This is a genomic window from Thalassoroseus pseudoceratinae (genome assembly GCF_011634775.1).
GTDB classification, from domain to species: Bacteria; Planctomycetota; Planctomycetia; order Planctomycetales; family Planctomycetaceae; genus Thalassoroseus; species Thalassoroseus pseudoceratinae.
Genome location: NZ_JAALXT010000003.1, coordinates 151232 through 177897, shown reverse-complemented (window position 1 = coordinate 177897; position 26666 = coordinate 151232). Strand labels below are relative to the sequence as shown.

The 26666-nt window shown below is 54.3% G+C and carries 15 protein-coding genes and 1 pseudogene; 8 read left to right on the top strand and 8 right to left on the bottom strand.

The genetic code is table 11. From position 1 onward, the window contains the following. Window positions 1–28: 28 nt before the first annotated feature. The gene (locus G6R38_RS10870; protein ID WP_166824494.1) at window positions 29–1366 is read right to left on the bottom strand and encodes a sigma-54-dependent transcriptional regulator; all 1338 of its coding nucleotides are present in this window, start codon (window positions 1364–1366) and stop codon (window positions 29–31) included. Between the two features lie 269 nt (window positions 1367–1635). On the opposite strand from G6R38_RS10870, the gene G6R38_RS10865 reads away from it, so the two are divergent. From G6R38_RS10865 to G6R38_RS10850, 4 genes are all read left to right on the top strand, one after another. Further along, window positions 1636–3252, top strand: a complete 1617-nt coding sequence (locus G6R38_RS10865; RefSeq protein WP_166824492.1) for a GAF domain-containing protein — start codon at window positions 1636–1638, stop codon at window positions 3250–3252. 96 nt (window positions 3253–3348) lie between these two features. Beyond that, a complete protein-coding gene (locus G6R38_RS10860) occupies window positions 3349–3711 on the top strand; it encodes a response regulator (RefSeq protein ID WP_166824490.1) in 363 nt (120 codons plus the stop codon). Between the two features lie 204 nt (window positions 3712–3915). Beyond that, window positions 3916–5319 carry an efflux RND transporter periplasmic adaptor subunit gene (locus G6R38_RS10855; protein ID WP_166824488.1) on the top strand — a complete coding sequence of 468 codons (1404 nt, stop codon included), beginning with the start codon at window positions 3916–3918 and terminating at the stop codon, window positions 5317–5319. Continuing rightward, window positions 5316–8513 carry an efflux RND transporter permease subunit gene (locus G6R38_RS10850; RefSeq protein ID WP_166824486.1) on the top strand — a complete coding sequence of 1066 codons (3198 nt, stop codon included), beginning with the start codon at window positions 5316–5318 and terminating at the stop codon, window positions 8511–8513. Before G6R38_RS10855 ends, G6R38_RS10850 begins: the two co-directional genes overlap by 4 nt. Before the next feature lie 50 nt (window positions 8514–8563). On the opposite strand, the gene G6R38_RS10845 is transcribed toward G6R38_RS10850, so the two are convergent. The 4 genes from G6R38_RS10845 to G6R38_RS10830 all read right to left on the bottom strand — a co-directional run bounded on the left by G6R38_RS10845 (window position 8564) and on the right by G6R38_RS10830 (window position 13635). Next, window positions 8564–9886 carry a DUF5690 family protein gene (locus G6R38_RS10845; protein WP_166824483.1) on the bottom strand — a complete coding sequence of 441 codons (1323 nt, stop codon included), beginning with the start codon at window positions 9884–9886 and terminating at the stop codon, window positions 8564–8566. Window positions 9887–10114: 228 nt separating this feature from the next. Beyond that, a complete protein-coding gene (gene phnX, locus G6R38_RS10840) occupies window positions 10115–10930 on the bottom strand; it encodes a phosphonoacetaldehyde hydrolase (protein ID WP_166824480.1) in 816 nt (271 codons plus the stop codon). Window positions 10931–11063: 133 nt separating this feature from the next. Continuing rightward, window positions 11064–12209, bottom strand: a complete 1146-nt coding sequence (locus G6R38_RS10835) for a phosphonoacetaldehyde reductase (protein WP_166824477.1) — start codon at window positions 12207–12209, stop codon at window positions 11064–11066. A 130-nt stretch (window positions 12210–12339) separates the two neighbouring features. Beyond that, the gene (locus tag G6R38_RS10830; protein ID WP_166824474.1) at window positions 12340–13635 is read right to left on the bottom strand and encodes an alkaline phosphatase D family protein; all 1296 of its coding nucleotides are present in this window, start codon (window positions 13633–13635) and stop codon (window positions 12340–12342) included. 348 nt (window positions 13636–13983) lie between these two features. Here G6R38_RS10830 and G6R38_RS10825 point away from each other — a divergent pair, with 348 nt between their 5' ends. Beyond that, window positions 13984–14553: a helix-turn-helix domain-containing protein gene (locus tag G6R38_RS10825; protein WP_166824471.1), complete on the top strand. Its 570-nt coding sequence runs from the start codon at window positions 13984–13986 to the stop codon at window positions 14551–14553. A 125-nt stretch (window positions 14554–14678) separates the two neighbouring features. Here G6R38_RS10825 and G6R38_RS10820 read toward each other — a convergent pair whose 3' ends face one another. The 3 genes and pseudogenes from G6R38_RS10820 to ahcY all read right to left on the bottom strand — a co-directional run bounded on the left by G6R38_RS10820 (window position 14679) and on the right by ahcY (window position 20756). Continuing rightward, window positions 14679–18245: a DUF6797 domain-containing protein gene (locus G6R38_RS10820; RefSeq protein WP_390881396.1), complete on the bottom strand. Its 3567-nt coding sequence runs from the start codon at window positions 18243–18245 to the stop codon at window positions 14679–14681. Between the two features lie 84 nt (window positions 18246–18329). Next, window positions 18330–19151 (bottom strand): annotated as a pseudogene (locus G6R38_RS28425) (sugar phosphate isomerase/epimerase family protein); the annotation flags it as partial. 258 nt (window positions 19152–19409) lie between these two features. Continuing rightward, window positions 19410–20756, bottom strand: a complete 1347-nt coding sequence (gene ahcY, locus G6R38_RS10815; protein ID WP_166824465.1) for an adenosylhomocysteinase — start codon at window positions 20754–20756, stop codon at window positions 19410–19412. A gap of 283 nt (window positions 20757–21039) precedes the next feature. Here ahcY and metF point away from each other — a divergent pair, with 283 nt between their 5' ends. The 3 genes from metF (at window position 21040) to G6R38_RS10800 (ending at window position 26666) form a co-directional block, all read left to right on the top strand. Then, window positions 21040–21933, top strand: a complete 894-nt coding sequence (gene metF / locus G6R38_RS10810; RefSeq protein ID WP_166824462.1) for a methylenetetrahydrofolate reductase [NAD(P)H] — start codon at window positions 21040–21042, stop codon at window positions 21931–21933. Window positions 21934–22272: 339 nt separating this feature from the next. Then, window positions 22273–25980 (top strand): methionine synthase, encoded by a 3708-nt coding sequence (metH, locus tag G6R38_RS10805; RefSeq protein ID WP_166824459.1) that lies wholly within the window; start codon window positions 22273–22275, stop codon window positions 25978–25980. Further along, window positions 25977–26666, top strand: a complete 690-nt coding sequence (locus G6R38_RS10800; RefSeq protein WP_166824456.1) for a DUF998 domain-containing protein — start codon at window positions 25977–25979, stop codon at window positions 26664–26666. The genes metH and G6R38_RS10800 overlap by 4 nt, the downstream gene beginning before the upstream one ends.

Genomic DNA, 26666 nt, shown 5'->3' with positions numbered 1-26666 from the left:
ACTCCATGCCCCGTTGTGCTTTTGGCCGCTACCCTTCGATGCCGTGCTGCTTCATCATGCGGTACAGTTTGCGGCGTTCAATCCCAAGTACACGAGCCGCGGCGGACTTGTTGCCGTTCTGCTCTTTCAGCACTTTTAAAATATGCGTCCGTTGAAGTGCCATGAGCGAATGCTCTGGTACGCCGTCATCTGCCTTCTCGGAGGAGGGCAGGGGGGCGAATTCTTCGGGAAGATCCTTAGTTGTGATGACATCATCTGCGAGAATTTTCGCCCGTTTGATCGTATTGATGAGCTGACGAATGTTGCCAGGCCAGTCGTATGTTTCGAGCAATTTGCGAGCATCGTCATCCAGTCGATGGTCATCCCCGACGAAGTGATCTAGCAGCAGACCAACGTCACCCGGACGTTCCCGAAGCGGTGGCAGTTCAATCGTCAAGACATTGAGCCGGTAATACAAGTCCTCGCGGAATCGCCCTTCTTCCACTTCTTGTTTCAGCGTTCGATTGGTCGCGGCGACGATCCGTACATCCACACGCCGTTCCTTCTCGGAACCGACGCGACGCAGCGAACCGTCTTCGAGTACGCGTAGAAGTTTTGGCTGTAGTGCGAGCGGCATCTCGCCAATCTCGTCGATGAACAACGTGCTATGATCGGCCACTTCGAACAGCCCCGGTTTCGCGGCGGTGGCTCCGGTGAACGATCCTTTCTCGTGGCCAAAGAGTTCGCTCTCGACAAGCTGGCCGGGCAGGGCTGCACAGTTAACCGTGACCATCGGGCGATTCGCACGGGAACTGCCAAGATGGACCGCCTGGGCGATCAACTCCTTACCGGTACCGCTCTCACCTTCCACCAAAACGGGATTCTCAGTGGGAGCAACCCGATTGACAAGCCGAAAGACCTTCTTCATCGGCTTAGATTCGCCAATCATTTTAACTTGCGGCTGTTTGTTGCGATCGATCACTTCACGGAGCTGTGTGTTTTCCTTGCGAAGTTTTCGCCGCTCGAGCGCCCCCAAACAACGCCGCTCGAGTTCGGCCATGGGAAATGGCTTTGACAGAAAGTCGAACACCCCACGCCGCATGGATTCCACAGCGTTCTCGATTGTTCCCGCGCCCGTGAGAACAAGAATTTCCGTTTCGGGGTTGATTTCCCGCATCCGCTGGACGAGTTCCAAGCCACTCAGTCCCGGCAGATTCCAATCCAGCACGGCGATATCGAAATCGCGTTTTTCGCACTGGGCTATTCCGTCTTGTCCCCGGCTCGTGTGTGTGACCCGATGCCCGTTTCGCTCGAACCAACGGACGCACCCCGCGGCAAAATCGGGGTCATCGTCGACAAACAGAATCTCGAATGTTTCGTCGGCCATAGAACGTGCTTCGAACTTGCGTCGCGTTCCGGAATTGTTGGAATCGGTTGTCACCACTCCAGCCGCAACTCCAAATTGTGAGGCGAACTCAGCCAAACGCTTGGGATTCGACCATTGTGGAGTAGAATAATGAAATTCTACGAAGTTCGAGTGCGTATCAACAGCCTATCGCCTGACGACGTGAGCAAGTTCTTTGGTCACGGTTTAACGATATCGCCCAGGCAATTCCCAACATTGGCGGAAATCGCCGATCAGTTGAGAGACCATTCATGAAGACGACCCAGGAGCTATTGGAAAGCGACCTACGCGGCCAAACCCGCGTGTTGAAGCAGTTGGCTCAAGGCGCTTCACTTGATGACGTTCTTCAAACATTGATCGAGGTCGCCGAGGAATCGCGACCAAGCATGATCGGTTCGATCTTACTCGTCGATGAGGAAACCGGTTGTCTAAGGACGGGGGCATCGCGGCAGTTGCCGGACTGGTACTGCCGAGCGATTGATGGCGTCGCCCCTGGTCCGTCTGTCGGTTCCTGCGGCACGGCCGTCTACACGGGCAAACGCGTGATCGTCTCGGATATTGCTACCGATCCCCTCTGGAAGAATAGTCGTGACCTCGCATTGAAAGCCGGTTTGCGGGCGTGCTGGTCGGAGCCGATCGTTTCGTCAACCGGAAACGTCATCGGCACATTCGCGATGTATACCCAGCAATCGCGAGAACCGACCGAATGTGAATTGGAGTTTGTCTCGACCAGCGCTAATCTCGCGGCATTGGCGATCGAACGCGTGCGATACCAACGTTCCGTCGAGCGTGAACGAGCCATGCTCAAAACGATTGTCGGGGCGATTCCGGACGCACTCATCGCGAGCGACCTCGATCGTACAATCCAACACTTCAGTTTGAGCGCGTCATCGTTATTCGGGTATCAAGCGGACGAAGTGATTGGAAAAAGCACCGAACTTTTGTATGCAAACCCGAGCGATTTCGCTCGCATGTACGAAGAGCGTTTCAACACGAGCATCGGCGAAACGCTGGATGTTGTGGAGATTCAATGGCGACGAAAGTCCGGCAAAACGTTTCCTGGAGAGATCGTGGGAACGACGATCCGCAATGACAACGGCGAGCCGATCGGTTTTCTCGGGATGATCCGTGATATCTCCGACCGAAAGTGTGCGGAAGCGAAACTCGCCGAGAGTCAGAACAAATTGGTTCAGGCCGAACGGTTGGCGGCGATGGGGCAAATGGTGTCCGCAATCGCTCACGAAAGTCGCAATGCGCTTCAGAGAATCCAGGTCAGTGTGGATGTGCTCCACTACGAAATCGAAGAAGGTTCTGAAGCTCGTGGCGACCTCAACCGGATCAGCCGGGCGAAAGCGGACTTGGAACACCTTCACAATGAACTTCGCAGCTTCGCCGGACCGATTCAACTGCACATCGCGAGCAGCAACCTGGCAACGGTGTGGCGGCAGGCATGGGCGAATCTCAAAGTATCGCGAACGAACCGAGACGCCGAACTGATCGAAGTCATCGACGATATCGACCTCGATTGCGAGTTTGATGAGTTTCGGATCGAGCAGGTGTTTCGAAATCTGTTCGAGAACTCACTGGCTGCTTGTAGCGACCCGGTTCAAATTACTGTGAGGTGTCAGAATATGGACATCGAGGGTGTGCAGCATGTGTGCGTTTCCGTCCGCGATAACGGGCCCGGACTGCCGGAACAAATTCGGAAGCATGTTTTTGAAGCGTTTCAGACAACCAAGGTTAAGGGCACTGGCCTTGGCATGGCAATTGCGAAGAGGTTTCTGGAAGCGCATCGAGGTACCATCGAAGTTGGAAACGATGACATCGGCGGTGCGGAGTTTGTTATGACACTGCCGCGGTCGAGATGATCTATCTTGACCCAAGATTCAATTAGTAGTGGACATCGCCACCAATCTCGCCTGGGCACCAATCGCCGACGCCACTACGGAGTTTCAACACACACTATGACCAAGCGACTCAAAATCGTGATCGCCGATGACGAAGAAGACATTCGGCAAGGATTTCGCCGCCTGTTGTGCAGGCTCGGCTGTGACGTCATCGGCGAAGCTTCAAACGGTTGTGAGTTAGTGAAACTCTGCCAGAATAATCAACCGGACCTCGTCATCACCGATATCCGAATGCCAATGATGTCTGGTCTCGAAGCGGCCCGAAAGATCGCAGAAACTCAATCCATTCCGGTGATTGTCGTCTCATCTTACGATTGCCCCGCCGACGAGGATTGCAATTCGGTCGCGGACTTTTTGCTCAAACCGGTGGGCCTGCCGGACCTGGAAGCCGCGATCGCAAAAGCCTGTCCTCCCGTTTAACCGGTATCACGATTCATTCGGGACATGTGCCCGATCGTCGATTTGCGCATATATGGGCAATTTGGCTTCTGAATTGTGCGTATTTGAGCACCGCTGAAGGAATTCCCGCAGGAAACTCAGTGTTTCCACACCGCTATCCCCTGGCATGACCTTTGCTCTTTCGGCAACGCCTCGCCGATTCGCACTCACCAATTGAGATCAACAATGCGTTATCATTCCCTCCCGCCTATTCTTCTGATGCTCGTAGCCGTCGGTTGTGGAGCGGAGCAGTCAGGCCCGCCCCCGCGTCCCGCTCCCACTATGACAATCGCCAACCCGGTCGTGAAGCAGATCGTCGAATGGGACGCCTACACCGGACGCTTGGAAGCCACAGACTTCGTGGAAGTGCGGGCACGTGTCAGCGGCTACCTCAAGACGATTCATTTCGACGAAGGGCAGATCGTCAACGAAGGCGATCTCCTGTTCGTGATCGATCCACGTCCCTATCAAGCCGAGCTGAACGGTGCGAAAGCCGCATTGCGGCAAGCCGAATCTCAGTTACAGCAAGCCAAAGCCCAGATGGAAGAGGCGCGAGCCAAGAAGCAGCAATCGGATGCGGCGTTGACACTCGCGAATGCTCGAGTGAACCGGGCCCGACAGCTCTTCAGACAGAATGCACTTTCACAAGAAGAACTCGATCAACGCGAAGCCGAAGACCTGCAAGCCCAGGCCGATCTCGCTTCGAGCAATGCGGGAATCAGCTCTGCTGAAGCCGCCATCGCAACTGCGGAAGCCACCATTACCGCTGCGGAAGCCGGCATCGAAACAGCTCGATTGAATCTCGATTACACCCGTGTGCTGGCCCCCGTCACCGGACGCATCAGTCGTGAAGTTGTGACCGAGGGCAACCTCGTCAGTGGCGGAACATCGACCTCCACGCTATTGACGACCATCACATCGGTGGCCCCGATCTACTGCACGTTCGATGCAAACGAGCAAGAGGTTTTGAAGTACACCCGTCTCGCTCTGTCCGGGAAACGTGTGAGTTCCCGAGAAGCGAAGAACCCGGTCTATCTCGGCTTGGTCGACGAGGACGGTTTTCCCCATGAAGGACACATGGACTTCGTTGACAACCGGTTCGATCCGGCGACCGCCAGCATGCGTGCACGCAGCGTGTTTCCGAACAAAGACAAAGTCCTGATTCCAGGGATGTTCGCCCGAATCCGCATTCCCGGCAGTGCTGCATACGATGCCGTCCTGATTCCCGACTCCGCGGTTGGTACCGACCAATCATCGCAATTCGCGTACGTTGTCGTCGACGGAAAGATCGAACGCAGAAGCGTCAAACTCGGTCCGATTGTCGACGGATTGCGTGTTGTTCGGGAAGGATTGACAGGTCAAGAGGCGCTCGTCATCGAAGGTCTGCTCCAGGCGCGACCGGGTATGGAAGTGCAAACGAAAGAGGGCACCATCGAAGTCATCGAAGACGGTCTGCCAGACACCTACGAACCGTTGCCACCTGAGAAGTGGATTTCCCCCGACCCCACCCCGACACCTGATACTCCCAAGCCCGAATCCATGGCAGACGATGAAATGAAACGAAGCACCACGGGAGGCGATTCGGAATGAAATTTCCCCACTTCTTCATTGAACGACCGATTTTCGCCACCGTCTTGTCATTCTTGATTACGCTTGTCGGTGGTATCACGTACTTTTTGCTGCCTGCGTCGCAGTACCCCAATGTGGCACCGCCAACCGTTCTGGTCCGTGCCAGCTACCCGGGTGCGACTCCCCAGGTGATCGCGGATACCGTCGCCACGCCAATTGAACAAGAGATGAACGGCGTCGATGACATGCTCTACATGGAGTCGTCGTCGAGTGCCGACGGTACGATGCAGTTAACGGTGACATTCAAACTCGGGACAAACCTGGATGACGCTCAGGTGTTAGTCCAAAACCGTGTTGCTGTCGCCGAATCACGCCTCCCCCAGACCGTGCGGCAAATCGGCGTGACCACCAAGAAACAGATTCCCGACATGTTGATGGTGGTTCACCTCAACTCGCCGGACGAAAGTCGCGACACGCTCTACATTAGCAATTACGCTTTCTTGCAAGTTCGTGACGCGCTAATGCGTTTGGACGGTGTTGGCGACATTCGTATTGCCGGCGGAAATGAGTACGCTATGCGAGTTTGGCTCGACATCGAAAAAATGATGCACGTCGATATGACTGCCGGCGACGTCATGCAAGCCATTCGCGAGCAGAACGTGCAAGTTGCCGCCGGCGTCATTGGCCAACCGCCCACGACCGACACCGGTGCGTTTCAGTTGAACGTCACAACGCGGGGCCGACTAAAAGATGTCGAAGAGTTCGGCAACATCATCGTCAAACGGGGTGAGCAAGGACGAGTGACCCGACTCAGGGATGTCGCCCGGTTGGAACTCGGTGCTCAGGATTACTCACGCTTGAGCTACCTCGATGGTAAACCTGCAGTGGCGGTGTTGATCTATCAGCGACCAGGGACTAACGCCGTCGATACGGCTGCGGAAGTCAAACGGACCATGGCCGAACTGCGGAAAGACTTTCCCGAGGGCGTGGACTATGAAGTCGCATACAATCCGACGGACTATGTGGAAGAGTCGATCAGCGAAGTGTTTGACACGCTTCTGATCACCACGCTGTTCGTCATCCTGACCGTCTTTATCTTCCTTCACAACTGGCGTCCGACCATCATTCCCGTGGTCGCCATTCCGATTTCGCTTATCGGTACATTTGCTGCCATGCAGGGCTTAGGAGTGACATTAAACACGCTCTCCTTATTCGGTCTGGTATTGGCAATCGGAATCGTCGTGGACGATGCTATTGTCGTCGTTGAAAACGTTGAACGATTGATCGCCGAAGGCCTTTCGCCCCGAGAGGCGTCTCACAAGGCCATGGACGAAGTCGGCTCGGCACTCATCGCCACGACGCTTGTGTTGATCGCGGTGTTCGTGCCAACCGTTTTTGTTCCGGGAATTAGCGGACAGTTCTATCAACAGTTCGCACTCACAATTTCCATATCCACGGCCATCTCAACGTTCGTTTCGTTGACGCTCACACCGTCGCTTTGTGCGTTACTCCTGAAACCCAAAGATGGAAACGCAGAAGGAGATCTAGCGAAAGGCAAGGCAGCTCGACTAACCGGACGCATACGCGGTTTCCTCACCTTTCCCGCTCGACTATTTAACCGAACGTTTGATATTGCTAGTAACATTTATGCGGGAATCGTTGCTCGCGTCGTGCGGACTGCGGCTATCTCCCTATTTATTTACGCGGGTTTGCTTGCCTGCACATGGTACAGCTTCGGCGCGGTTCCAACAGGCTTTATTCCGGAGCAAGATCAAGGGTATCTCATTGTCGCGATTCGGCTCCCCGATGGTGCCGCCCTGTCACGAACCGATGAAGTCACGAAGCGAGTGGCGAAGATCGGTAGTGAGATTGACGGGGTGGCCCACGCCGTTGGGATTGTCGGTCTTTCTGGTTCGACCTTTACTATCAGCCCAAACGCTGCGGTATCGTTCTTGCCATTGGAAGATGCCAAAGAGCGAGCCGCTCGTGGTCGCGGGGCGAATACAATTGCCGCGGAAATGCGTGCAGCCGTCAGCGATATCAACGAAGCCCAGATCTTCATCATTCCGCCGCCGCCCGTTCGCGGTATCGGCCGCGGCGGTGGTTTCAAAATGTATGTCCAAGATCAAAGTGGCGCTGGAATCGACGCACTCAGTGCAGTCACCGAGAAAATGGTGGAGGAAGCCAACCAGCAACCCGGCGTTGTGCAGGTTTTCACGAACTACCGTCTGAGCGTACCGCAGATCTATGCAGACGTGGATCGCGTCAAAGCCCAAATGCTAGACATCCCGATGAACAACGTCTTTGAGGCGTTGCAAGTTTATCTAGGCTCTAGCTACATCAACGACTTTAACATTCTCGGGCGAACGTACCGTGTGACAGCGCAGGCAGAACCGGAATTCCGAGATGAAGCTAGCGACATTCTGCGTCTGCGGACCCGCAGTGCAAACGGTGACAGTGTGTCGCTGGGCAGCCTAGTCGAGGTCAAACAGACCGTCGGGCCCGACCGCCTCGTTCGGTTTAACCTCTATCCATCTGCAGACATCAACGGCAATACTGTCCCTGGTTTCAGTACAGGGCAATCGCTAGACACGATGGAGCAACTCGCAGCGCAAAATTTGCCGCCGGGGTTCGGATATGCATGGACTGAACTCGCTTATCAAGAAAGACAAGCCGGCAACATCATTCTCTTTTTGTTCCCGTTGGCTGTGTTGTTCGTCTTCATGACACTCGCTGCTCAATACGAAAGTTGGCTACTGCCACTTGCAATTATCCTCATCGTCCCGCTCTGCCTACTGTTCGCAATTATTGGCATCTGGTTCCGCGGGATGGACAATAACATTCTGACTCAGATTGGTTTTATTGTGCTCGTCGGGTTGGCATGTAAGAACGCAATTCTCATCGTGGAATTCGCGAAGCAAGAAGAAGACGCGGGAAAAGACCGCTTTCAAGCAGCCATTGACGCATGCCGACTCCGACTGCGGCCGATCTTGATGACAGCGTTGTCGTTCATCTTGGGCGTGATTCCGTTGCTAGTCGCCACCGGTGCTGGTTTTGAAATGCGTCGAGTACTTGGAACCGCAGTGTTCAGCGGAATGCTTGGGGTCACATTCTTCGGACTCTTCCTGACACCTGTCTTTTATGTCGTACTACGACGGTTCGCAAAAAAGACCGACGCACAGGCTCTCACTGAGACTCCCACAGGAGATTCATAAGGCGACTTGGTTGAACCTTGAGAACACCACGTGTGTGGTCTGCGTAGTCGTTACACTTCCTGGTTCGGATGTAGTGTCCCTGGCATTCCAGCGGCACCTTCAAGCTGCTGGTTTGTTCGGACCAGGAAGTATCGCCAACATAGAATCACGCCAACCAACGAAGTACACGCGGCTCCCCAACATAGAGATGTAAAAAGTTCTAAGTAACTCTCTTTGTTTGGATAGAAGTTTCGAGTAATCATCACGAAGACATACCCAAGATAGCCAAAGGCATCTGCGACATACATCAAGAAACCTAAGTTTCCTCGCTCCCGCTGCATCGCAAGCAGACGCTCAAACACAGTCGTATGCATGGCAACATAGGGCAAGTAGAGTCCGAAGCCCATTAGCACCATATAAGGAAATGCGGAAATCGCGTTGGCTTGACGGCCAACCAAAACTGCGATGATCACGAGAAACCCAGTACAGCAAATAGCAAGCGAAGTCCAAAATGCGAGTCGATTGTTCCGAATACAAACGACCGCTCCATTCACCGCGAGCACGCCGAGTGCAACGAGCATTTCCGAGTTCGTGAATGTTGCCGCTGCCGCGGGCTCTCCGAGAAGTCGCCAAAGTTCCGGAGCGAAATCAGCGCGAATGCTACGAACGATTGTAATGAGCAGATAAACAAAGACGAGCAGCGTGAGACCCACCCCATAGCGACTGTAGAGTGACCAACGTTCTGCTCGAGTCATCGCTTGTCTTTCGGTTCGAGCCAGAACATCACTCGCGTCTGGCGGTGGAATTCGACTGAGCATTCCTGCAAAGAGCAGAAGCGGCAGCACGAAAACTAAGCCGGCGGTGAACGGCATCCAGTCCTCGGTAACTCCGGACTCTAGCAACCAAGCGCCGACCGACTTCGTTACTCCGTCAGCCAGAATGAAGCTCGCACACAACCCTGCCACAAGGGCTTCCGTCAGACGTCGTCCCTCGAGAAAACTCAGGACGATGCCAAAGACCATCCCTAGCGACAACCCGTTGAGAAACAGACAAGCCGCATTCCATGGCCGACTCACGACTCCAAAAAGCCCCAAAGCGAGTTCAGCAAGTGCGATCAGTCCTAATAGTGCAGCGACACGTCGATTCGAGGGCATCTCTGCGATCACTTTGATGCCGATAAACTTCGACATCATGTAACCAATGACTTGTGTGGAGACCACCATCGTTTTGAAGTCGACGCCCCAATAGTTCGCCCCCGCAAAATCTGCAGATGTGTACGGTTTGCGAAAACCGTACATGCAGAAGTACGTCCCAAATGCCGCGATCACAGACCACACCGCCCAAAACGTTTGGTTTCGGGAAGCATCTGCCACGGAGTGTTCAGAGTCAGTCATATCGAGCTAGTACCAGACTTGAGGAACAGGATTATTGTTCAGAAGGTTTGGCGCTAATACGTGCGTCACGCATATGAGCTTCGAGCGTATATCAGATCTATTTACCTAACCGCAGAGCGTTCAAGTCCATAGGGTTTGACGGCTAGCGATGATAACTCTGCGAACTAGAGTTTCGTTGAAAACCGAGTCGAGACTTTCACTCCGGCGACATGGTAAACCTGTCGCGATTTACGGTTTTGCATTAGATACTAGTGCGTTGTCGAATCTTTGAAGTAGGTTCGGCAGTTCTGAAATCGAACTGATGGTGGCATGGGCGCCGGCATCTTCATAGACGCTCTTTGCTTGGCTGATTTGTTCGTCACGTTCACTATTCGTGAGTTGCTCGTAGTCTTTTAATGCCAAACCGGTGAGGCTACTACTATCACAGACGCCGACTGTCCAGCATCCGGCGTTTAGTCCGGCTTTGATGTCGGCGACGGTATCCCCGACCTTGACAACGGTAGACGGCGGATAGACACCAAGTTCACTCATGACCCGAAAAATCATCCATGGTGCGGGGCGGCCTTGCGGCACGTCATCCGCACACGTATTCACATCGGGGACAAACCCTTGAGTTTCCGCCGCCTTCGCTACGGCATCGGCTGCCAACCGAAAGTATCCCGTGGTGCCCGCAATTAAAATCCCTTGCGATCTGAGTTGACTTGCAACATCGAGTATCCCTGGCACAAGCGTGCTAGTTTCTTCAATGGCTTTGAGTTGAATGGTTACAAATTGTTCGTACATTGCATCAACATCAGAATCTGACCATGATTGGCCCTTTGCTTCCTGCCATCGACCCGCAATGTCAGGTTCTGAAAGCATCGCCACTAGATGCTCCCGCTTATTCAACCCCATTGGCTTCCGTGCCTCTTCATCGGTGACCTCCACGCCCTCGGACTGGAAGACCTTACGAAAGGCGACAGCAGGTGCTCGCGAACCAAAGTCAATCGTGGTTCCGGCCCAGTCAAAGACAACAAGACGAATACTTAGTGGAGTGGCCGACATGAGATTCCTTCGGATACGCTTGTGAAAACGAGTCTAGAGTGAATAAGAATGGTGAACTAGCACAACACGTTCAGTTATCGTTTGAGTTTAGTGTGCGGTCATAGTTTGCACATTATTGATGTCATGGCATGAATCATTGCCTTAGCAAACGAACAAGTTCTTCATGAGTACCTGATCGAGGATTGTTGGCCAGTCGTTGCGGATTCACCTGCTCGGCAAGCCAATCCAATTCGAATGCGTCGGTGATCCCAATTTCCCGAGGTGATGCGGCATTTCCAGTCGCAGCAATTATGTGACGGATCGCAGAACCAGTCTCTTCGATATCGCTTGCGTCGAAGAGATTTTGAATCCGATCCATTCGTGCCGCAACGTGTGCAACTCCACGAGGGTCGTTGCAATCAGCGTCGCTGATTTCAGAATTAAATTTCAGTGCGGCGGGGAGCGTGAGCGCGACCGCCGCACCGTGCGGAATTTTATATGCGGATGTGATCGCGTACGACAACGCATGTGGTAGTGTCGTCTTGCTAATGTTGATCGCCTTGCCGGCGAGATGCGCCGCCTGACACATTCCCAAGCGAGACTCAATACTCGGGCTATGAATCGCCGGGAGGAGGTGTTTCGAACACAAACGAACGGCAGCCGTCGCATACTCCAGCGATTCATCGTTGGAACCAACCGCCCAAATGGATTCTATCGCTTGGCAAAAGGCGTCGAGCCCCGTGGCCGCGGTGATTTTTGCAGGTAGGTTACTCGTTAATATCGGATCAATAATCGCAAAGTCCGGCAACAACGCTGAATCAGCGAGCGAGTATTTAACACCGTCGATATAGACCACCGCAAAGTGCGTGGCCTCACTACCTGTTCCCGAGGTTGTGGGAATGACTAACAATGGTGTGCTTCGACTGACCACCGACGCAGTCCCCAAGATCACGTCACGAATGTCATCCGAAGAGTCGGCCAGTACAGCGATCATCTTTGCTAGGTCGATTGCCGTTCCACCACCCAACGCGATCACAATATCGGGATCAGCCTCGCGAAACTTCTTGATGCCCGCTTGGACGTCCTCAAGTTTAGGATTGGGTTCAAACTCGCTGAAGACCACATGGTGTGTCGTATTCAACAGTGGACCAAGAATCCGCTCTGCACGCGAATGATGATAGGCATTCTCGTCGACACAAAAGAAGACACGTTTGACGGACAGTTCTTCGAGTATCGAAGGAACTTTCGTAAGTGACTCCTCACCGAGGTGCACGACCTGACGGTGTTCGATAGTCTCCATAAAACTTTTCCTGGTAGTCAATGCGGTTTTCAACCGCCTTGTTTCTTTGAATCTACGGCCACAACTCTACAACTCACTTTCGTACTTCGGCTTCACCGAAAGCTCCGAGTTCCGGCGATATGGTTGTGAACTATGACAACTCGGTCTTTGTGAGTTTGATGTCCCACATTTTGCGTCCGTTCATTTGGACCCATTCTGCGTGCAATGTTGGGAGACTCTGTGTCGTGTCGGCAACCAAACGTAGCCAGACATGCGGGACCGCTTCTCCTCTTACGAGGTGCGGATGAGCAACATTCAATGCCGGGATGGTTCGGTTGTGGATCGGTGAGACGATGAACTGATGGATGGGATAACCCACTTGCTTTTCCGTGGGATAGCGAAGGAGTCTTGAACAGTGAATATCGCCCCCAATGAGAACGACACCGCCGATTTTCTTTTCACCGAGAAACTGAAAGAGTGCCTCACGCTCGTGTGTATACGTGCCCCAATCGTCTGATTCCGTGTTTTCTTTGTCGTCCCAAATCATTCCACAGGCAATGACCTTGAACGGTGCCGTCGATGCGAGCAACGACTCTTGGAGCCATTTCCATTGAACGTGCCCCAACAGAGTTGATTTGTCCGGGTCGACTGGTGAACGTTCCGTTCGCGCGAACCAGCGAGTATCGAGTAGAAAAACCTCGACAGGCCCCGATCGAAACTTTGTATAGATGCCTTCACCTTCGTGGCCGAACTCCTGGTTGGCCCGATATTCGACGAACGCACGCCGTGTGTTCTCTTTGCCCTTGAGTCGTCCATCGGAATCGTTGCGGCCGAAATCGTGGTCATCCCATGTGCCCCAGGTGGGTGTGTGGCGGACCAGGGCCGCGAGCGGCGGTACCGACAGAAACTCGCGGTGTTTCCGTCGGGCGGTGGCGAGATTTGTGGAGTCGATGTAAGGAGTGTCGCCGAGAAGCACCAAACCTTGTGCACCGCGTTTCTCCATTTGGGACCAGATTTGAAGCGGGTTGTTGTCGGCACACGAACCAAATGCGAGACAAACACGGGACGGCGAATTGGTATCGGGGGCGGTCTTGAACCAGCAGTCTGCCCCCTCGACAATCGTCGTCGAACTGCTGCTGATCCGGTATTCGTAGCGGGTGTCCGGTTGGAGGTTCGGAATGTTCCAGGTCAAGCAGAGATCGTTTTCCGCAGAGGCCGTGGAAACGATTTTCTGTATAGATTGACCGTCCGCCCCCTGTAAGACCGACAGCTGGTATGAACCGGGCTCTGTCGGTCGAAACCAAAGTTTCGCAGTCGTCGTGTTGACATGGCCAACCATCGGTCCAACAGGCTGACGCGAATCAGCACCCGCAGCTCGAGCGGTCTTACTGAGCAATGCGGCGGTCGTCATTGCCAACATCGAGCGGCGATTCAATTCGTAAGACATGATCGACCTACAATAGTCAGTGTGGAAAGTTGGAAGTTCAGGCACGGACGCTGTGAACTCATCGCCAACGATTTGCCAATTTACTGATTCGATAGTGCTCGAACCGTTCCTGGCATTGCGCTTCATTTCATCTGGGAAATACCGGGTCCCGCAGCGGTGCTTTCGGAGAAAGTGTGTTCATTCAAGCGAACATCATTATCCGTCCTGTTGAATTAAAATCAACAATGTTGCGGATTAAGTTTGTATGCGTTTTCTGAAAAGATCTTGAGAACCAAGGCGTCACGGCTCATATTGGGACGAAGACTCAGGTGTTGCGTCTTCCGGACTTGTTGATTTATAATCAACACAATGAATCTGTCTGAACTCGCACAACGCATTCACACTCTCCGCGTGGAACGACGTCTCACGTTGGAAGATGTCGCTTCGCAAACCGGTTTGACTCGCAGTTGGCTTTCGAAGGTTGAGAACTTCCGCGTGACTCCGTCATTGCCGGCTTTGGGGAAGATCGCAGTCGCGTTGGGCGTGCCAATCGCTGACCTGGTCGCTGGATTGGATGAGAAACCGAGTCTTGTCATCGTTCGCAAAGACGAGCGGCGAGAAGTCGAGCGGAACCGCAGTGCGACGAATACGACGGTCTACGAGTCCCTAGCCCACAAACGCCCCAACCGTGTGATGGATCCGTTTCTATTGACGATTCCGCCCGGTGTTGCCCGCCAGCGGGCCTTGGCTCACGAAGGGGAAGAGTTCCTGCTCGTGCAATCAGGACCGGTTGACTTCGAATATGTGGATGAAACGTACTCGTTGCAGACCGGCGATTGCTTGTACTTCGATGCCAACGCACCGCACCGACTGATTAACTCCTACGAGGAAACCGCTCGGGTCTTGTGTGTTTTCTCGGTACGAAACGCCGAAACCTAAAACGTCCTGTTTCGCGGACCGCTATTCGAGAACTGCTAATCCCACACTTTCATCCCTGACAGAAAAAGCTGATCCCTGGCCACTAATCAACTCGGAGCGACGTTCCTTCTGGAGTCCGGTCGTGTTTACTCAACGACCATGACGCCGTTCATGACCATCCAATGCCCAGGAAAAGTGCAGAGGTACGGATACCGTCCCGGTTTGCTTGGGGCTTGGAAGTAAATGGTTTGTGATTTTCCCGCTGGAACGATGTCAGTATGAGCGAGAACATCATCACTCTTTGGAACATACTGCCGGGCGTAGGCTTCTGGGTCCGCAATAAGACGGTTGCCGAGTTCTCCGACCTGCCGAAGCCGCCCCGGCTTGACCAACACCCAATTGTGAGGCACAACGTCCGGGTTCGACAGGGTAAACGCCAGTTGTTCATTCACCTTAACATGGAACTCTCGAGTGGCGTAGGTGAGGTTCTTGCCTGTTTCAATTTCGATCGCACGGGCGTTTGGAACCGGCTTTCGCCACGGGTTTGGTTTGCGAGCGGCCTGGAGTGCCAAATCCGTGAGTAACGGATGAGCTGCAATTGTCTTCGAATGCGGATGATAGCCAGGAAAGTCCGTGAAGGGCGGATCGAGTTTGTGAACGGTTAGAAAAAGGTCCTGACCGTTCCCGCTTGGGTTGGTGGAGGTCGTCTCGTCGGCATTCACTCGCAATCGCAAATGGAGTTGGCTGACCGGTTGCAAACCGGGGATTTCGAGAAACAGCGAGCGACCATTCGATAGCACATGAGCGGAAGCGATCACCAACGGATCATGGCCAGCAATCCCCTGATGTGATGGCGAATATTCGGGTGAACCGTATGCGCCGCTGTAGCGATAGTTCCAACACTGAGCAAAATGCTGCGAAATGTCGCCCGCGATCGACTCGTCGATCGGCTCGGAAAACGTGAGATGAACTCCGTTTTCGTGCGTGTGAAAAGCCGTCGGGATTTGCACCGTATCGCCCGTATATCGAACTCGTTGAAAACACCCATCCTGCGGTGTATAGGATCCCCACCCGGCCATTCCAGAGACATAGAGCTGACCGTCGGAGGGGTTTAACCGTCCCCGATGCACGCCCGAAAGAAAATCTCCCGTCATCGGCACGATGCCACCTTGCAATTGGCCGTCGACTTCGTCACGCAGCACGACGAACCACGTTCCGGTTCCGAAGGACAAGTGCAGTAGCTGATCGTCCAGCGGACCGAACTGCTTGCTACGAACGTGAACTTGCCCGCCGCTTGAGTTATCGAGTCCACGCGGCAAATACACGAGCGGAAGTTCCGGCGGGCGATTTTGCTTCGGCCCACCGTAGCCGAAATACAAAGCATCGGCGGGCGATCGGTCGGGGGCATTTCGGACGGCGTTAATGGCTGAGGCCGGTGTCCAACTTCCCTCAGAAACGGGGACCGTCACCGTTCCGTTCGGGAGTAATCCCAGCCCGTCCGGATTTCGAAAACCGGTAGCAATGACATCCGCCTCTTGACCATCGGCGGAAATCCGTACCAATCCCTGATTCCCAGATGCGGTATAGAATTGCCCTTTCGAATCTCGTTGCAATCCACAGATGAAGTCATGACCGGCCGGGGAGGTCACGAACGCATTGCTGAAGCATTCGTAGAAGTCTGCTTCACCATCATGATTGTGATCGGTCAGCCGAGTCAGTTGGTCTCGGCATTGAACATAAACTTCGCCATCGGAAACGACCAACCCGAGAGCATGATGCAACCCCGAAGCGAACCGTTTCCAACGGGCAACGCCTGCCTTATCGCTTGGTGAGTTCAAACCGGAAACGTGCCAAACATCCCCTTGCATCGTGCAGACCAGAGCACTGCCATCGGGCAGAAAATCGTGTCCGCCGCAGAACATCAATGCCTTCCAAGGATTTTCTGTCGGCAAGGAAATCGTGTCGACAGCGTACGGTTGGCCGTCACCCAGCGTAATCGGGGTCTCCAAAACTTCCGGCCACTGAGTTGGTCCTCCTTCGAGAACGTGTTTTAAGGAATGCTGATCAACCGGCGCTCGTTCGCGGACAAACCGACCATCTTCGACCCAAGGCGAATCTAGGTATTCCACCTCGCCAAGTCGGTATGCGAAGACAACTCGATCCCCATGACGATAGAACCCGTGATATCGAAACGGCTCTTGGGGACGTTCGGACTTTGACTTCGATTGCACCTGCCCTTGGATTTTCAACCCACCGACGAAGCCATGACGAACAGCATCGAACCGCACGAAACCGCCATTCCAGATGGCATCGTAGGAAAGCGTATCCGGATTGAAGCAGGCAGAAAGTTCGCCGGCTTCGCCCAACCGCACGCATACCGCTCGCGGAACCGTGATGCCAGGACCGCGAAGCACTCCGCACTGGATGCTGCCCAATTGAGTCTCGTTCCAACGACCGTCGGCCCAGGTTTGCTCGTTCTGATTTCCCCAATGCCCCTGGTTTCCACCATCGAGCCCCGGGAACGGTGCCAAGACCATCGGCACATGCGATTGACGGCGAAAGTATTCCGCCTGTTTTGTATAGAAATCGTAAAGCCGATCGCGATTCACCGCCTCTCCGGCGTTTGGCCATCGTTTCGGATCGAGGGGAGATTTTGTGATTGGAAACTCCACTGGCCCGTGCATTTGGCTATGAGCGATCACCTGCAGTAACTCTTTGGAGAGCGGCTTTCCATCGCGTCCGAGTTCGCTGAGAAACCGAAATAGATCCCACTTCTGTTGCGAGGATAAAGCAGCGGTCAGACCATGTGGCATGACCGTCGTTCCCGCCACTGCCGCGTCAATGTCCGATTTAGCAAGGGTCCACAGTTTGCCGGTTGCAGGTTCCCGAAGCGTGACGGATTGCTCATTGGCAGCGTGTTTGTAGCCCGTCAGTACTTGCCCGTCAGTGGTGAGAATCTGCCAATTAATGTATTCCGGCTTGACGTCTCGTTTCGGCCAGAGCACGGACTCCACCAGGTGCTTCGCCGTGCGTTCTTTGGCGATCATGGAAAGTTCCGGGCCAACGCTTCCGCCATGCATTCCGATCTTATGACACGAAAGGCACGCTTGTTTTGCCGCTGCAAAAACACGCGCCCCACGCAATGCATCGCCCGAGCGATTGAAGTCCCGAACCAACTGTTCGACCAAGTCGGCATCGTATTTCAATTCCGTCGTGGAGGGATTCTCCTGGGTTGGCGAAAGCTGGTTCTTCGGCGATTGTTGATCGAAACTCCAGAAACCGACCGTTGATTCATCACGTAACACTTGAATCTGAGGTTTTGCGGGAAGCTTCCGCGTGCCATGGGAAATTCGAACCCATTCAATTTCACCATCGCAACCGAGTCGCCCTTCCACCAATCGGCCGATACCAAGACCGCCTGGCACGCTTGGCTTGTTCGCCTGGCGTTCAATGGCTTGATTCGCAACCGTTTTGCCATCTACGAACAATCGCACGTGGTCCGGCTCGTAGATCATTGCGAGCGTATGGGGTTTGCCATCGCAGACCATGGCGTTACTACGAACGTGATCGGGCCGCTGTCCCGGCAGATAAGCCGTGAGATGACCGCTCCCTCTCATCGAGAACAATTCCCAATGATCTCCCGACTGTTTCGTATCACTAGCGACAAGAATGTTGTAGCGATCACGCTTCCGCAATGTTGCTCGAACCTCCACGGTGATCGGCGGCTTACGGTAGTCCTCGTTTCCGGGCAGGACACGTCCGATGTCGTCAGCATCCGCATTGACTTTGCTGGAACCGGGCTTTGGACCGCCACTGCCTGGTTTTTGAAGTTCCTGCTGAACCCACTTCAAACCATCTCGGTTTTCTTGAAGTGATTCCCTGGAATCCAGTTCGTTACGATGATCGAGAATCCCAATCGGCCCATCGTAGCCACTATCCGCAACGACACGGATCATCTCCAACTCGTGCTCGCCTTGGCCAATACCTAGGATTTTCGGTTGCCCGCCGTTGTTCATTCCATTGAGGTTCAGACAGAGCAAATACGGCTTCATCATCGCGAAGGATTCCGCCCAGTCGGCAATGTGCCCGTGTCCGTGGTGAAAGTTGTAGACAATCCCAACGTGGTCGTGCCCCATCTCGCGGAGTCGCCGACAGACCGCCACTAAGTTCTTTGGTTCGCCTCCCCATCCGCCGTGGTTGTAGAGCCCCAATGGACACCCCATGGACTTGGTCCGGCGGACGAGGGGCAACAAGTTCTCGGCAGCGAGTTTGACTTTCGCACCGGCGTCCTCACCGCCGGGATCACGGAGGGTCTGCCAAATCTGGGGATGAATTTTGTACTTCTCAAAGAGTTCAAAGGCCTTTGCGTGAGTGCTCCAAAACGCGAAAAATTCGATCCCGTGTTTCTGATACTCGCGAATCTCATCCTCAAACGATGCGATATGTTCAGCCCGCCAATCGTAGGCACATCGCAGAATCCCCAAATCTTTGAGCATCACCGCCCGTTCCGCGGGACTGCGTTTCTTCGCATCGAAGGGCACGATGCACCACGCCACTAAGTTTTCTCGGCGAAGTACATCGTGTTCTTCCGCGCGGACGGCTGACTGTTCCCCAATCACAAGTTCAAGAAGAACACAGACAACAAGGACTGCCCAACTCGGGCACAAACACTTGATTGAACGAAGCCGATACGTCATTCCGAAACCTATGGCGGGGACTCGTGGTGGAGGAACGGCACGAGTATATCACGACATCCCAAAGAATCGATAACGGCCGGCACGGATTGCAGTTGGCTCAACACGAACACCAGCGCAAAAAAAAAACGGCAAGCCGTGAGACTTGCCGTTTCTATCAGACCGTAGAGTGGGTCGGTTCGCTTAGTACCGGTAGTAGTCCGGCTTGAACGGCCCTTCCTTGGGGATGTCGAGATAATCGGCTTGCTCTTGGGTGAGGCTGGTGAGTTTCACACCGAGTTGATCCAAGTGCAGTCGCGCGACTTCTTCGTCGAGTTTCTTTGGAAGAACATGGACGCCGACGGGATACGAATCTGTTTCGTTCCACAATGCCAGTTGGCCGAGAACTTGGTTCGTGAAGCTGTTGCTCATCACGAATGACGGGTGCCCTGTTGCACATCCCAGGTTCACCAATCGACCTTCAGCAAGCACGAGAACCGACTTGCCATCAGGGTAGGTGTATTTGTGGACGGGACCACCGACTTCGTCGTGGCCTTTGACCGTCACCTTTTCAATGTCACTACGATTGTTCAGATAAGCGATTTGGATTTCGCTATCGAAGTGACCAATGTTACAGACGATCGCTTCGTTCTTCATTTGGTCGAGGTGTTCGCCCCGAATGACATCGCAGCAACCAGTCGTTGTGACGAAGATGTCACCCCGGTCGGCAACGTCTTCCATCGTCGTGACTTCGTAGCCTTCCATCGCGGCTTGCAAAGCACAGATCGGATCGATCTCAGTGACGATCACTCGAGCACCAAGGCCTCGCATCGCATCGGCACAGCCTTTACCGACATCACCGTAACCGCAGACCACGACGACTTTCCCAGCAACCATGATGTCGGTTGCTCGTTTGATGCCGTCCGCGAGGCTTTCCCGGCAACCGTAAAGGTTGTCGAACTTGCTCTTGGTGACCGAATCGTTGACGTTGATCGCCGGGCAACCCAGTTTGCCATGACGGTGCAGCGTGTGGAGACGATGAATCCCGGTGGTGGTTTCTTCGGTGAGACCGCGGATGTCGTCCAACAGTTCCGGGAACTTGTTGTGGACCATCATGGTGAGGTCGCCGCCGTCATCGAGAATCATGTTCAAGGCGTCGCCGTTGGGCCAGAACAGCGTTTGCTCGATGCACCAATCGAACTCTTCTTCGGACATCCCTTTCCAGGCGAAAACAGGAATCCCGGCTTTCGCGATCGCCGCTGCGGCGTGGTCTTGGGTGGAGAAGATGTTACAGCTGGACCAGCGAACTTCCGCGCCGAGGGCGGTGAGTGTTTCGATCAGAACGGCAGTTTGCACGGTCATGTGCAGACAGCCTGCGATGCGAGCCCCCTTCAATGGTTGATCGGCACCGTGCTTTTCACGCAGAGCCATCAAGCCGGGCATTTGGTTTTCTGCCAGCTCAATTTCCATCCGGCCCCATTTGGCCAACTTCTCGAACTGCTCTTCGTTGTAATCACGTACCTTGTAGGGCAGTGGCATGACATCTGTCATCGACTTGACTCTCCTGAATGCAAACATTCCATTTCAATAGGGCGAACAGTTCGCTCGCCCGCTTTCCCCTGAAAACATAGGCAATTGGAAGTCAATCGACAATGGCGACCGGGGAAAACCTAGCATTCCTCACAAAAAGATCGATCTTCCTTCGGGAAACTCATCCGCACGCGCTGCCTTGCTGTACGGACTCTGCTAAACTTGGACAGCGGGAATTCGACTGATGCAAGAATTGCGGAGATCGTTCGTTATCGAGTTTATAAACACCAAGGAGAGACAATTGATGCGTGTCGGAGATTTCTACCGCCCTGGCGGCTTCGGTTTATCGATCGAGATTTTCCCCCCGAAAACCGAAAATGGTGAACAGGCTCTCCAGCAGACTTTGGACCGTCTGGCGAAATTTCAACCGGCCTTTATTTCCTGCACCTACGGAGCCGGCGGCACAACCCGCGATCAGACGTTGCGATGGTGCCAAGAAATTCAAGACCGCTGTGGTGTTCCCGCCACTGCTCATTTCACGTGCGTTGGCTCAACCCGTGAGGAGTTGCTGGCTTGGTTGGACCGAGCGAGCAACGCGGGCGTCGGAAACATCATGGCCTTGCGAGGAGACCCGCCCCAGGGTGAAAAGACGTTTCAGGCCGTCGATGGCGGATTGAAGTACGCCAACGAATTGGTCGAACTCATCCGGGCACATCATCCCGACATGGGGATCGGAGTCGCGGGTTATCCTGAGAAACACCTCGAATGTGTCGACGCGGCGACCGACTTGATCAACCTCAAACGGAAAGTCGATGCCGGTGCTGACGCTGTCTTCACGCAGCTTTTCTATGAGAATGAAAACTTCTTCCGTTTTCGGGATGAGTACGAACGCATTGGCATCACGGTGCCGCTCGTTGCGGGAATCATGCCAATCACGTCGTTCGCGCGTATCCAACGCATCACCGCCATGTGTGGGGCCATCTTCCCGAAGGCGTTATCAAAACGTCTGGAGGCTGTCCAAGACGATGCGGATGCGCAATTCGAAATCGGCGTCGGACACGCCATTCAACAGTGTCAGGAATTGATCGATCAGGGCGTACCGGGGATCCACCTCTACGTTCTCAACAAGTCCGACGCATGCGAACGAATTCTTGGAGAACTGAACTGGCAACCCGCGGAAGCGAAGTTCGCTGGTTAACGACAATCAAAACCGCACGCGAAGGCAAGGAGCACGTGAACTCGACCGGTTCTCCAACTTTGGCTGGGCCCGTAGAATCCGGTGACTAAGAACGGAGACTGGTTGGGCTCGCTAAGTAACACCGGGTGCCCCACACGGATTGAAAGCACTTGATGACGAAATGCCAACGACATCATCGCGATCGTCCTTCGCCGTTGGAATCGGCGGACCGAACCCGTGATTCCGTGCCGGCCTCCAACTTGATGTTCTGCGACCAAGCAGAATCCATCGGCCCCGCCGTCTGAATCCCCCGATTGCCTCTTCAGAAGCAAACACGACTTCCCAGTTGGACGAAAAACCATGACCGACTCAACCGCCGATCGCCTGCAAAACCTGATGGCCGACCGCATTCTGTTGCTGGACGGCTCGATGGGTTCACTCATCATGCAGACCGGCCCCACGGAATCCGATTACCGTGGAGAGCGTTTCAAGAATCACAACATCGATCTCAAAAACGCCACCGATGTACTCTGCCTAACGCAGCCGAAATTGATCGAGGACGTCCATCGGACTTATTGCGAAGCCGGTTCGGACATTTTTGAAACCAACACGTTCGGTGCAAATATCCTCACGCTGGAGGAATTCGGGCTTGCCGACCTGACGCATGAGATGAATAAGCAAGCCGCGGAAATCGCTCGGAGAGTCGCCGACGACTTCACCAAGAAGAATCCGGATAAGCCACGGTTTGTCGCCGGAAGTATCGGACCGACCAAAGTCCAACTCTCGTTCAACGCCGACAAACCAGGCTATCGCCCGGTCACGTTCGAGCAAATGGCGGAATCGTATGCCGAGCAAGTTCGGGGACTTTTGGATGGGGGAGTCGACATTCTCCTGCCGGAAACGTCATTCGATACGCTCAACATGAAATCATGTTTGTACGCGATCGACCAAGTCTTCACTGAACGCGGAACGACGGTCCCGGTGATGGTCTCCGGGACGATCTTCAATGGCGGACGGACGCTGACCGGGCAAACGCTGGAAGCATTTCTGATCGCACTTGAGCACTTCCCTATGCTGAGCATTGGTCTCAACTGTGCTCTCGGTCCGAAACAAATTCGACCGTACGTCGACGTGCTCAATCAACACGCTCGGTGCTCGATCAGCCTGTACCCGAACGCGGGAATGCCGGACGGAATGGGCGGTTTCGATTCCACGGCCAGCGAATTCGCCGAGATCGTCCGCGGGTTCGCGGAAGAGGGTTGGGTGAACATCGTCGGTGGTTGCTGCGGCACTACGCCGGAGTACATTGCAGCCATCGGTGACGCTGTCAAGAACTTCAAACCTCGCCAGACGCCGGATCTGCCGCGTTACTCGACCTATAGTGGTTCCGAAGAACTCATTCTTACGCCTGAAAGCAACTTCCTGATGATCGGTGAACGGACTAACGTCACCGGGTCCAAGAAGTTTGCGAGACTGATTCGTGAGGAAAAACACGACGAAGCTTTGAGTGTCGCCGGTGGTCAAGTCGAAGGCGGCGCGAACCTCATTGACGTTAACATGGACGAAGGACTGCTCGACTCCGAAAAGGAAATGGTGCAGTTCTTGAACCTCATCCATGACGATCCGGACGTGAACCGCGTGCCGATCATGGTGGATAGTTCCAAGTTCGAGGTCATCGAAGCCGGGCTGAAATGTCTAGCCGGCAAGGGCGTGGTCAACTCCATCGCCATCAAAGACGATGAAGCCCGATTCCTTGAACAAGCCCGCACCATCCGCAAGTACGGGGCAGCGGTGGTTGTTATGGCGTTCGATGAACAAGGGCAAGCGGCCGAGTGTGATCGCAAAGTCGAAATCTGCAAACGAGCGTACAAACTGCTGACGGAGGAAGTCGGCTTTCCGCCGGAAGATATCATCTTCGACCCAAATATCCTCACCGTCGGGACCGGGATGGAAGAGCACGCGAACTACGCCGTCGAGTTCATTGAAGCGGTCCGGCAAATCAAAAAAGAATGCCCTGGTGCTCGAACGAGTGGCGGTGTCAGCAACGTTTCGTTCTCCTTCCGAGGCAACAATGTGGTCCGGGAAGCGATGAATGCGTGCTTCCTCTACCACGCAATTTCGGCGGGGCTCGACATGGGCATCGTCAACGCGGGGCAACTCGAAGTCTACGAGGAAATCGAACCGGAATTGCGTGAGTACGTGGAAGACGTGCTGCTCAATCGTCGGGAAGACGCGACCGAACGGCTTATCGAGTATTCCGAAACAGTCAAAGAGAAGGCCCAGGGAGCCGAGCAAAAAGAACTCTGGCGTGAAGGTACCGTCGAAGATCGTCTGAAACACGCCTTGCTCAAAGGCATCACCGAATACGTCGAGGCAGACACGGAAGAGGCGCGGCAGAAATACGACAAGCCTTTGGACGTCATTCAAGGACCGTTGATGGACGGCATGAACGTGGTCGGCGAACTCTTCGGTGCTGGCAAGATGTTCTTGCCTCAGGTCGTGAAGAGCGCTCGGGTGATGAAAAAATCCGTCGCGTATCTCATGCCGTTCATGGAAGCGGAAAAGGCCGCCAGTGGCAACCAGCAGGAATCCCGCGGCAAAATTCTGATCGCGACCGTCAAAGGCGACGTGCACGACATTGGCAAGAATATTGTCGCCGTGGTGCTGCGTTGTAACAACTTCGACGTGATCGACATGGGCGTGATGGTGCCCGCCGAGAAGATCCTCGAAACTGCTATCAATGAAAACGTAGATATCATTGGCCTATCGGGGCTGATCACACCGTCGCTCGACGAAATGGTTCATGTTGCCAACGAGATGCAACGGCAGGGATTCGAAGTCCCGTTGTTGATCGGCGGAGCCACTACGTCCGCCAAACACACCGCCGTGAAGATTTCCCCGAAATATAAGCAACCGGCGATCCACGTGCTCGATGCATCCCAGTCGGTCCCCGTGGTGGAAAATCTGCTGGATGGATCACGCCGGGACAGCTTCCTCGAAAAGGTGCGAGCGGAGCAAGAACGCGACCGTAATTTGTACGCCGATCGACAGCCGAAGAATCTTGTGCCATACGCAACGGCGTTCGAGCGACGATTCCAAACCGATTGGGAGAACACCCCGATTGAGAAGCCCAACTTCTTCGGCACAAAAGTGCTGGAGAACTTCCCGTTACGTGAGCTCGAGGAGTACATTGACTGGTCACCGTTCTTCTCGACTTGGGAACTCCGAGGGAAATACCCGAAGATCTTCGATGATCCCAACGTGGGAACCGAAGCCAAGAAACTGTTCGATGAAGCTCAACAGCTGTTGAATGAAATCATCGACAACGACTTGCTCACCGCCCATGGCGTTTACGGTTTCTGGCCTGCCCAGTCGGACGGCGATGACATCATCCTCTACGAACCAGAGTCCGGCGAAGCTATGACTCGCTTCCCGATGCTCCGTCAGCAATGGGAACGCAAAGGTCAATCCGTTTTCCGCTCACTGGCCGACTACATCGCCCCGGTCGAAAGTGGCAAGATGGATTACATCGGTGCGTTCGCCGTGACAGCGGGTCTCGGTTGTGACGAACTTTCGGCGAAGTTCCTCGAAACTCATGATGATTACAACTCCATCATGGCCAAAGCTCTCGCCGACCGGCTCGCTGAAGCGTTCGCGGAGCGGCTTCACAAGCAAGCTCGCTGTGACTGGGGATTCGGCCAGAAAGAGGAACTCTCCAATACTGAGCTAATTGGCGAGAAATACCGAGGAATTCGGCCGGCGTTCGGCTATCCGGCATGTCCCGACCATACGCCGAAAGCGGATTTGTGGAATCTGCTCGACGCGGAAAAAGCCACTGGAATCAAATTGACCGAAAGCTACGCCATGTGGCCTGCCGCATCCGTGAGCGGATTGTATTTCGCACATCCGGAATCACGTTACTTCTCGGTGGACCGGATTACACGGGACCAAGTCGAAGAGTATGCCCAGCGATGCGACAAGTCCGTCGAGGAAATCGAACGTTGGTTAGCCCCGAATCTGGGTTACGATCCCGAGACCGTTGCTGAGACTGCGGAATCGGCCGCATGAGCCTCCAAAGTACGGATCAAGCAGGCTTTCGATGGTCTGCGTACGGCCTGTGCATTCTTGCCGCGACGACGATCGAAGTTTGCGTTCCTGTTTGGGCGGGGACGCAGACACCGGGATACAGCCACGTCCATCAGTACATTTCGGAACTCGGTGAGCGTGGGGCCCCGGTCGGTCAATTCGTCAGCCTCGGCGGATTTGTGCCGGTCGGTCTTTTCACACTCATTGCCCTACGAATCCTTAAACCGTTGTTGCCACAAACCCGACGAACATCCGTCGGAATTCGCGCACTGATGGGCGTGGGATTCGGATATGTCGCCGCTGGTCTGGCTCCTTGCGACCCCGGTTGTCCGACCCGGGGGACATTGCTACAGAACATTCATACGCTCGCTGGGTACTACCACTACGGTGGCTCGGTTCTCGGTTTAGCCCTGTTGCTTCGTGTGTTCCAGACTCGCGAGTTCGGAAGACCGTACCTGCAACTCACGTTCGCGGGGCTTGTTCTCGCCATGCTTGGAGCGTTTGGCATGTTGATCCACCCGGAGTGGAAAGGAGCCTTCCAAAGAATTGCTGAATTCGGGTTCTTCGGTTGGGCCTGCTGTATCGGATTTCTTCGTGGAAGTGGCTCGCCAGTGAGACCGGACGCTGCAGATTTCCAATTGGAATCGCCAATCCGAGAAGAAAATTGA